The 9,284-nt window shown below is 43.5% G+C and carries 8 protein-coding genes; 2 read left to right on the top strand and 6 right to left on the bottom strand.

The genetic code is table 11. The annotated features are described in order from the left end of the window. Window positions 1–192 precede the first annotated feature (192 nt). Both NDI44_RS08720 and NDI44_RS08715 read left to right on the top strand, forming a co-directional pair. Entirely contained in the window at window positions 193–2,421 is a 2,229-nt protein-coding gene (locus tag NDI44_RS08720; protein ID WP_190410857.1) for a GAF domain-containing protein, read from the top strand. 220 nt (window positions 2,422–2,641) lie between these two features. Further along, a complete protein-coding gene (locus NDI44_RS08715; RefSeq protein WP_190410856.1) occupies window positions 2,642–4,324 on the top strand; it encodes an AarF/ABC1/UbiB kinase family protein in 1,683 nt (560 codons plus the stop codon). A gap of 269 nt (window positions 4,325–4,593) precedes the next feature. Here the strand turns inward: NDI44_RS08715 and NDI44_RS08710 are convergent, their stop codons facing one another. The 6 genes from NDI44_RS08710 to NDI44_RS08685 all read right to left on the bottom strand — a co-directional run bounded on the left by NDI44_RS08710 (window position 4,594) and on the right by NDI44_RS08685 (window position 9,219). Further along, window positions 4,594–5,487: a hypothetical protein gene (locus tag NDI44_RS08710; RefSeq protein WP_190410855.1), complete on the bottom strand. Its 894-nt coding sequence runs from the start codon at window positions 5,485–5,487 to the stop codon at window positions 4,594–4,596. Beyond that, entirely contained in the window at window positions 5,487–7,613 is a 2,127-nt protein-coding gene (locus NDI44_RS08705; protein ID WP_190410854.1) for a hypothetical protein, read from the bottom strand. Before NDI44_RS08705 ends, NDI44_RS08710 begins: the two co-directional genes overlap by 1 nt. A 32-nt stretch (window positions 7,614–7,645) precedes the next feature. Further along, window positions 7,646–7,942 carry a hypothetical protein gene (locus NDI44_RS08700; protein WP_190410853.1) on the bottom strand — a complete coding sequence of 99 codons (297 nt, stop codon included), beginning with the start codon at window positions 7,940–7,942 and terminating at the stop codon, window positions 7,646–7,648. A gap of 93 nt (window positions 7,943–8,035) precedes the next feature. Beyond that, window positions 8,036–8,218 (bottom strand): hypothetical protein, encoded by a 183-nt coding sequence (locus tag NDI44_RS08695; protein WP_190410852.1) that lies wholly within the window; start codon window positions 8,216–8,218, stop codon window positions 8,036–8,038. After that, window positions 8,218–9,045: a hypothetical protein gene (locus NDI44_RS08690; protein ID WP_190410851.1), complete on the bottom strand. Its 828-nt coding sequence runs from the start codon at window positions 9,043–9,045 to the stop codon at window positions 8,218–8,220. The genes NDI44_RS08695 and NDI44_RS08690 overlap by 1 nt, the downstream gene beginning before the upstream one ends. Before the next feature lie 18 nt (window positions 9,046–9,063). Continuing rightward, window positions 9,064–9,219 (bottom strand): hypothetical protein, encoded by a 156-nt coding sequence (locus NDI44_RS08685; protein ID WP_190410850.1) that lies wholly within the window; start codon window positions 9,217–9,219, stop codon window positions 9,064–9,066. Between the last annotated feature and the right edge of the window lie 65 nt (window positions 9,220–9,284).

Here is a 9,284-nt window from a genome sequence, read left to right as displayed (position 1 = left end):
ATCTGGGAACCCTAGTCTATAGAAGAGTGAGGGTGAAATCTGGTTGCCCCAGTCATGGTTGTAAAAGATTGACAGCGGATTGCTCCCGACAAACGACTGTTTTTATTGCTGCCGTGCCAACGCCTCTCCCTCTATCCAGCAGAGTGTCTTTTAACCCCTGCCTTGATGTCCTCATAATGAAGCTCGGCTAAGATGAATGATGCACAAGCGGATATGGATGCAGCCACTGCGATCGCAACGCGGATGTCCCAAGAGTTGGTCGCAAAGCGGCACGCTAGCGTTAGTAAAGCGGCTCAGGAAGAGCTGGCGGCTGTCAAAGAGCTGCAAACAGATGCAACCCTGATGGTAGAGCCTCTCACTTCACCGATGCCCAGTCCAGTTGAACCGGGTTTTATAGAGGAATACAAGGGCGCACTCATGCATTACCCCAGCGATCGCTGCATTCACTTAGGGCAACAGATTACTCAAATCCTTCTGACAAGCTCAGCTGCGGAAGCGGTATTGCCCAAAATTGCGGAGGTGGTGGGAAGGAGTTTGCAGGCAGACGCTTGTTTTATAAAAGCGATCGCGAGCCATCAGGCGACGCCACAGGCTGCTTTTTGGTATGCAGAGGCATTTTCAGGGTCTAACAAAACATCCAACGTGGCGGAGGCGGGAACCGTTGAGTTTAAGAGCGTGCGTCCTCTGTCCTCGAAAGGATGGATGCAAGAAAATGCCGTGCTAGAAGAGATCCTAAGCGATCGCCAACCTGTAGCGATTTCGGATACTCAGGCAATTGAAACTGGACGTGCCTGGGAAGATCCGGTACGTGCCGTGCTGGGAATTCAAACCCAATTTCAATCTTCAGCAAATGGGGTGATTGTCGTCGGGCGATCGCAACCCGGCGATTGGACAGAGATTGAAAAAGAATTGCTGAAAGCTGTGTCAGACTCAGTTGCGATCGCAATTTCTCAAGTCCAACTCCAGCGACAGGTGCGGATCGCCGCCCAATACCAAATCCTGATCAACCAGCTGACCTTGGCAATTCGAGCAGGCAAAGACGTGAATCAGATTCTCCAACTCGCGCTTGCCGGTACAGCTCAAGCTTTCCAAGTTCACCGTGGCTTTATTCTTCTGCTGAAATACGTCGCTCCCCCGTTGAAAAACCGTTCTTTAAAGCAGATTCCTAAAGCGAAAGTTACGGTGGTTTGCGAATGGTCTTCCCAAAGCAACAGCGAACAAGCAGCAATTAAAGAAACAACCGCTTCTGTTTCACCTTCTTGGTTAAACCATTCTTTTGCGCTCTCGGAGTGTCACTGGTGCCAACAGGTCTTCATGCAGTCACCTGAGCTATTGGCGATCGCGAATCAAGCGGATCTCGCTACCAGCAACCCAGCAGACACCTCTGCCAGCCAATCCTCCGACCTGTTTAAAGAAGCCATGCCTGCTCTGCTGATGGTTCCCCTGGAAAGCCAAGGTACCGTGTTAGGGTTCCTGGTGCTACAGCATCATCAGCCTCGTTCCTGGCAATCCGAGGAATTAGAGTTAGTAAAATTAGTCAGCGCTCAGGCGAGTACGGCAATCATTCAAACGCAATCATTACGCCAAGTGCAAGCTCTTGTCGAGGAGCGTACCGCCCAGCTGCAAGGCAGTATGGAAGTGCAGGCAAAGTTGTACGAAAAAACTCGCCAACAACTCGATCAGTTGCGGCAACTCAATCAAGTGAAGGATGAATTCATCAGCAACCTGAGCCATGAGTTGAACACACCGCTCACCACGATGAAGCTAGCGATTCGGATGTTACGTCAAGCCGAACAGTCGCCAGAAAGTCGTGCTAAGTATCTGCAAATGCTGGACGAGCAGTGTACTCGAGAAATTGATTTGATCGCGGACTTGCTCGCTCTCCAGAAACTGGAGTCGAAGAAATCTTCAATTCATCTGCAAAAGATAGACCTCAAGCAGGTTATTCAAGAGTTAGTTGAGCCGTTTGAGCAGAAATGGGTGGATAAAGGATTAACGCTAGCCGTAGAGTTCCCCAAGCGATCGCTAATGCTTCAGACTGACGCGGATAGCCTCAATCGCATACTGCATGAACTTTTGACCAATGCTGGCAAATATTCTGAGCCAGATTCTACCGTTCATTTGCGTGCTACTCACGAGATTAATCCGCAAGGGAATCAGATTGTTCTTTACTTGAGCAACAATGGTCCTGGCATCTCGCCAGCAGAAATGGGGTATATCTTTGATAAATTCCGCCGGGGTAAAGGCATCACCGAACAAGCAATTCAAGGCACTGGGTTGGGCCTAGCTCTGGTAAAGTCTTTAGTACAGCACCTCAATGGTGCGATCGCTGTCTCTAGTTGTTCTACTGAAGATACTCACGCTTGCGAAACCTGCTTCACGCTCACCTTGCCTCAGTCTTTTGACAGCACTCAAGTCTGAAGCCAGAAACTAGACAACCAGACGCCAAATCTGAGAATTTATAAGCTGTTGCACGTTTAACTTGCATATTCTGAAAATAGGGGAAAAGTGGTGAATTCCTCTCTTCTGTTCTTGTAGCAGTTCAGACTGGCTTGCTTCGAGATTTCACGGCTTACTAATTCTTGTAAGGCTTACCTGCCAAGCACCCCGATTCTGACTCCTGACTTTATTAAGGGATGATATGCTCGCAAAAGCTCCACTAAAACCCCTACGTTGGCAACGAACGAAATATACTGCCCTTGCTCGTCAACTAGACATTTTTGGAGCAGCAGCAGAGTGGGTGTTTTATTTATGGTGGGATAATATCTTTAGAAATACTTCCCCTTTACATAAAAAGCGTCGGGCACAGTGGTTAGTTGAAACTTTACTAGATTTAGGTCCCACTTTTATTAAGATTGGGCAGGCATTATCTACCCGCGCAGATTTGCTGCCTCTAGAATATGTAGAAGCGTTGGGGCAGCTACAGGATCGGGTTCCGGAATTTAGTGCCGAGCAAGCAGTCGCGCTGATTGAATTGGAACTTGGTAATTCAATTCATGCTCTGTATCGGGAATTCGATCGTTTTCCGATTGCTGCGGCTAGTTTAGGGCAAGTCCACAAAGCACGGCTGCATACGGGTGAAGATGTCGTTGTCAAAGTACAACGTCCGGGATTAGAAAGGTTATTTAAATTAGATTTTCAAGCTTTGGGTAGGCTTGTCCGTTTTTCGCGGCGCTATATGCCTTGGACAAGAAAATATGAATTAGAAGCAATTTATAGCGAATTCTTTAATCTTCTTTATCAAGAGATTGATTATATTCAAGAAGGTAAAAATGCCGAACGTTTTGCTGCCAATTTCCTCGGTTATCCCCGGATTCTGATTCCGAAAGTTTACTGGCGTTACACAACCACAAAAATTTTAACTGTAGAATATTTACCTGGAATCAAAGTAAGCGATCGCAAAACTATTGAAGCCTGTGGGTTAGACCCGAAAAGAATCAACCAACTTGGAATCTGTTGTTATTTAAAACAACTCTTACAAGATGGTTTTTTTCAAGCAGATCCTCACCCTGGAAATATGGCAGTGAGCCAGGATGGCAGCTTAATTTTTTATGACTTTGGCATGATGGCAGAACTGAAGTCTATTGCCAAAGATCAAATGATCAGAACATTTTTTGCTGTCCTAAAAAAGGATACAGACGAGGTATTAGATACCTTAATTGATATGGGTTTAGTGGTGCCTGTCGCGGATATGACTCCGGTACGAAGGTTATTAACTTTTATCTTAGATAAGTTCACTGAAAAACCGATTGATGTCAAAGCTTTTAGTGAAATGAGTACCGAAGTTTATGCCATGTTTGAGCAGCAACCCTTTCGCTTGCCTGCCCAAATGACGTTTATTTTAAAGGCATTAACCACACTCGATGGGATCGCTAGGACACTCGATCCTGAATATAATCCAGTAGCAGCGGCTCAACCCTTTATTAAAAGTATCACTGTCTCTCAAGCCAAAGGAAATTTAATCGGGGAACTTGCCCGACAAGCCAAGAATTTTATTGGTTATAAATTGCGACAGCCAAAAGCTTCGGAAATTTTAATCCGGCGCTTAGAAGAACGAATTGAACAGGGAGAGTTACAACTGCGGGTGCGAACCCTTGAAAGCGATCGCATCCTCAAACGGATTAATTTAGCCCTAAAAAGCCTAGTTTATGCCTGTTTAACAGGTTTTACCCTCCTGTCAGCGGCAGTGCTGCTGGCGCTACCTTCCTATAGTAGTTGGGCGATCGCTATTTTTGGTTTATCAGGTCTATGGTTCTTGGTGTTGCTACGCTCTTTATTCAATTTAGGCTTGAAAGAAAAAATAGACAAACTCACTGAAAAATAGCTGTTAGCCGTTCGTTCTTTTCTCATCTAGTAACGATGAGAATTTATTCCCTTAAATTAAAAAGGGAAAAGGCAAGAAGTTTTTCTTGCCTTTTCCCTTTTAATACCCCCAGGGGAATTCGAATCACTCGCCTAATCTCCTGTAACGTTCTGTTGGTAAGGTGTCTATTCGCAGGATAGCAGCTCTTGCCTAAAATTTAGGCTAAAACCTTCACGAGACTATCTTGCTGATTTGACAATTAGAGCAAGTAAGAAGGCATTCACTGAGAATTAAGCGATCGCTTCGTCGGCCTGACGATTCAAAAGAATTTCTACCGTAGTCTCTTCCCCTAAGATTGCATCCATGCTGACTTGGTTCTGGACTGCGAATTGCTCCGCCGCGCTAGCAACGATATAAGCCGCATCACGACAACTGTCGCTAAACTCTTCCCCAAATTCCTCAACGAAGTTTCTGACAATCGGGTTTTTTATCCCGTCAAGCCATTCTTCATAAGCACTGGCAAAGCTCCACGGCTTCTTCCTATCCTTCCTGAGTTCTTCCAGCTTTGCGGGGGTCATGCCCGCTTCTAGAAGTTTGGCGTCTCCTATGGCGTCCATATTCTCGCGAAAGAAGTTTTTAACGTTCGCGTATGCCCAGACGAACGCCGCAGCGGAACCCATCTTAATTGTTGAAACAATTAAATTACCAACGGTTGATCCAATTTCTTCTAAGGCTTCTTCCCCGACTTTTTTAAGTACAAAAGCTCCCATTGCTGGGTTAAATTTGAGCATCACCACCCCTGGCAATGCTCCACAAACTGCATAACCTGTAGCCTGTCCTAGCGCCCCTCCAACCTGTCCAGCGAGTTGAGCAAGTAAGGCTTGTATTTTTTCGTTGGCTTCTTCTGGCTGGATGTTCCAGTTAAAATTCCATAAGAAGTCACGAGCGGAAAAAATTAATCCAACAAACTTTGTCGCACTCCATTCTAAAAACGGCGCTACAAACTCTTTAATTTTGGAAACTGCAAAACCTACACTATTTTTTAAACCTTTCCAAACGACATTTTCATTTTCATCGTCACCGTCATTTGATAAGGCATTAATCGCAAATCTTCTTAACCCCGTTCCCTCCGTCGCATCAGAACGGGCTTGTCTACTGCCTAAGCTTTCCTCTGTTATTTCCATTATGTTTTACCTGCATTATCTCCAATTTCTCGCAGTTTCGGACGCTGAGAAAAAGGTCTGCCATAAGGATTTAAAGCGTCTGTAATTCCGGTTTCATCAGTGAAGCCTTTTTCGGCAGATTCTAAGAAGGCGTCAAAGTCTTGACCCTCATCTGCTTTTCCTCCCGCCTCTTCCTGTACTTTGCTTTGTAATTTGATATCGTCGGTGATTTGTTTGCCGATATCACCATTCGGATCAACCTCCCTAGTATGAACCGCACGAATCACAGCGGCAGCGTGTAATAAGGTATAGAGCGACTTTGCGAAATTGTCCTTACCTTTAAATTTGACAACTGAAGTATCAACTTCAGTTTCTGTAAACAGTTGGTCAAAGTTCTTAAAATTAGGATTTAGAAGCAATTGCAACTTTTGGACTTCTTCCGTTTGCTGGAAGCCAGCCCAATCTGCAATCGCGTCACAGATTGAATAGGTTTTAAAACCCTGCTGTTTAATCTGCGCGGTTTCAAGCAACGTTCTCATTGCTACTGACATCACCGTTTCGGTAGTAATGGAGTTACTAAACTGTAATTGAATTAATTCAGCTACAGCTTCTGAAAGGTTTCGAAATTTCATCCCCTTGGGTTGGTCGCCTGGAGTGTTTGGGTCAGCGTCTTTTACTTCCATTGACACTTCCCACTGCCCTAAAATCTCGTCAAAATATCTGATAAATCGACCGATTAAGGTTGTTAAATTCCTTTCTTCTACGGGGAAGTTAGGAATTAAATTTCCTAAAAATCCTTCGTCTCTTTTAATCAAAGATTCAGGCAATTTAACCGGATACTCATGTACCCCGATAACTTTAGCTACGGTTTCAACCCTATCAAAAGTAACAGGTATCGAATCAGCCAAATTATTAATTGTAATAGTCTTAGTCTGTCTGCCCACTATGTCTTCGTCACTATCCCAGTATGAAATTTGCTGTGGAAATGTCCCAATATTTTTTTCAATTTTTGTCACCCTTTGGTCAATTTGAACAACTTTAGACAGAATAAGTCTTAACAACGCATCATTATTATTATTGTTAGATGGGCAACAACTCATACAACAACGCCTTTTAGGTGGGGGAGGTGGATTGGGATGTCTGCGCGGAACGGGTAAATCGGGTTGAAAGCTGCAATCACCTTTAAGAATAAAATCACACCTCACCTGTCCAGAGTATACAAAATCAAAAGCATATCCATCATTTTGTATTTCAGAAAAACTGAGGTTACGCCAGTTTTCCACCATTTGAGTTAACCAGCGTTTTATATCTCCATACTTTCCCGATAACATATCCGCACCACCCATCTGATTTAGGGTAGGATTTATAAAAAATTCGTGTTCTCTTATGGTAGACTTTTCACCGTTAGAATAGGTTACAGTTCTGTCTATATTTGTAAGGGTATCATCCCTTAAAGAAAACCTATCAACTGTATAACTACCCTCTACAGGTTCACTACCGTAAATATTGTAATTTACACCCTTATAAATTTCTTTATAAGTCCAGTTACCTTTAGCCTGAGTTAGATAAGGGTAAAAACTATTTGTAAAGAAGTTGTATTTTTGTATAACTATACCTGGACAACTAGCATTATGCCATTTACCTTCATAGTCTATTGTTAATAGCCTACCGTGTGTATCACCTCTTTCAAATGAAAATCTTTTGCCTATAAAACTACAAAATACTGTTACATAAGCTTCATTCGACACATTAGCAGGAAAATCAATTAATGGCGGTCTATTATCTTTAGGTGGTATGTCAAACGGTGGTTTAGGCTTTTCAAAACATTCAGGGTGATAAGTTGCTAACTGAACCGATGGAAGTTGCACAAATGCAACCACGGGAACTAATTCTAGTCCAACCACGTTTCCGCAGGGATCTACAACTACGTTTGGTTCAACTGCTAAAGGTTCCGGCGAAAAAGGAATACCGCCACAATAAAAACTATTAGGGTATCTATCGCAATCCCACGGATCGGCGGGAGTATCGGGCGTGATACTTAAGCCTGGAATCCCGCTAGGAACTAAAGATTTTTGACGAGGACTGATTCCAATAAATGGGGGTAAACCTAATCGCTTTTTAAGGGCGGGTTGTGGTTTCTTTTCCAAATCTGGGAGCGGCGGCTTTTTATCTGGCAGATCTACCGGCGGCGGATCTGGCGGCCTGGGCGTGTCCCTAAATCTGTCGGTTGGGTTATCTTTAGGGGCATCTCTAGGGGTGTCCCTAGGAAAATCTCTCGGACTATCCCGAAACCTATCCGTAACGTTATCTGGTGGAATATCTCTGGGAATATCTCTGGGTGTATCTTGAATTGGCGGCGGCAGTTTGTCCTGAATCGTCGTGTCTCTTGGAATTGCAATGTCACTCCGAGGCGGCGGAATTGGCGGCGGTACGGGTCGATCGACTGGCGGCGTTTTGTCCCGTGGCGGGTTGTCATACTTTTTAGTCCAATCCTCATCATCGGGGACTTCTACAATTTTTCGGGCGTTACTTCCAAAACTGTCTTGCCGCGTCTCCCGCATTTTGACCATTAGGTTAAAAACCTCGCTGAATAAGTTAAGCGGCGGTTGTAACCGTAAGAATGGTTATTTAATGAAAGGTATCGCCGCCGCATAATATCTTTGTCGGTTTTAGTTCCTAATTTCCAAGGCACTTTAAAGTCTTGCAAATCGGGGGAAAACTCAACATAATCAACTTGACTACTAGAAGCCATTACCAACACTCCATTCCTACTAAAAACACTTGACTTTCATGTTCTGGCAAGCAAACAGCGGACACTTCACCAAAGTAAGGGTAATTATCCGTGTTGTATTCATAACTTCCCCCAGCCGCTAGATAAATTCCTTTTCGAGCGGTAGCAGTATCCCCAAAATTTAAATAAGCTGGTTTAGTTCCAGCGTTGGTGATTGTAAATTGCTTACGTTCGCCACGACCACCTAATAAAATTCCAGAAGTAGGCAATACTACATGATTAAACGGTTCAGAATGTTGAATTGAAGGTAAGTCCGCTTCTGTTGTTACGTACTCTGTAACGTAGCTGCCATGAATTACAACGCTGTCATTAGTATCCAACAATCCATAATCCACGTCTGCAATTGCTACCCCGATCCGACTTCCGGTTCCTAACTCAGCCGCTAAATTATCCGTAAATAAATCCAATAAATTATGCACTCTAAACGGATAACCAAAAGGCGCTAAAAGACTTGCAGCGCCAACGGGGAGCCAGTCAGAATCACCAACACCGTAATAAACATCTAAATGCTTTCTAGCGCTTCCCCACTCAGTTTGTAAAGTTTTACCAAGTCTATCCGTTTCTGTGTCCGCCACTTCAAATCTTGGCAAATTTCCTGAAGGAATGCTTTTTATCATTGAATGACATTTAAGATTTTTTAGATAAGTATTAACTGCTAATACTTCTAATTTTCTTCCTATGTAATGCGGCAAATCTCCAAAATTTTCATACAAGGTCATAATATTAGATGAATTTGGTCTGAGACGAGCCGCGATATTATAAACTTTGCTGTGTGTATAAACTGCCATTTTTAACCTTTGTAGTTTTTACTTATTTAAACCGATTAAAACTTCTCTTTCTTTTTGAATTTGTTTTAAAACTTCGGTTTCGCTCATGCCCAAAGTTTCTATTAAACGTTTTAACAATCTATGGCGTGGGAAATATCCGTAATATCCCTGATGCGTTTTTTTAACTTTTTTCATAGAACGTTTGGATCGAGTTGATAAGAGTGGATAGATTTTAAACTCCATAAATCTTTATTACCTGT

The sequence above is a fragment of the Trichocoleus sp. DQ-A3 genome (genome assembly GCF_039961975.1).
Taxonomy (GTDB): domain Bacteria; phylum Cyanobacteriota; class Cyanobacteriia; order Cyanobacteriales; family FACHB-T130; genus FACHB-T130.
Note: the sequence above shows the minus strand (reverse complement) of the source record. Positions and strands in the feature narration are given on the sequence as shown.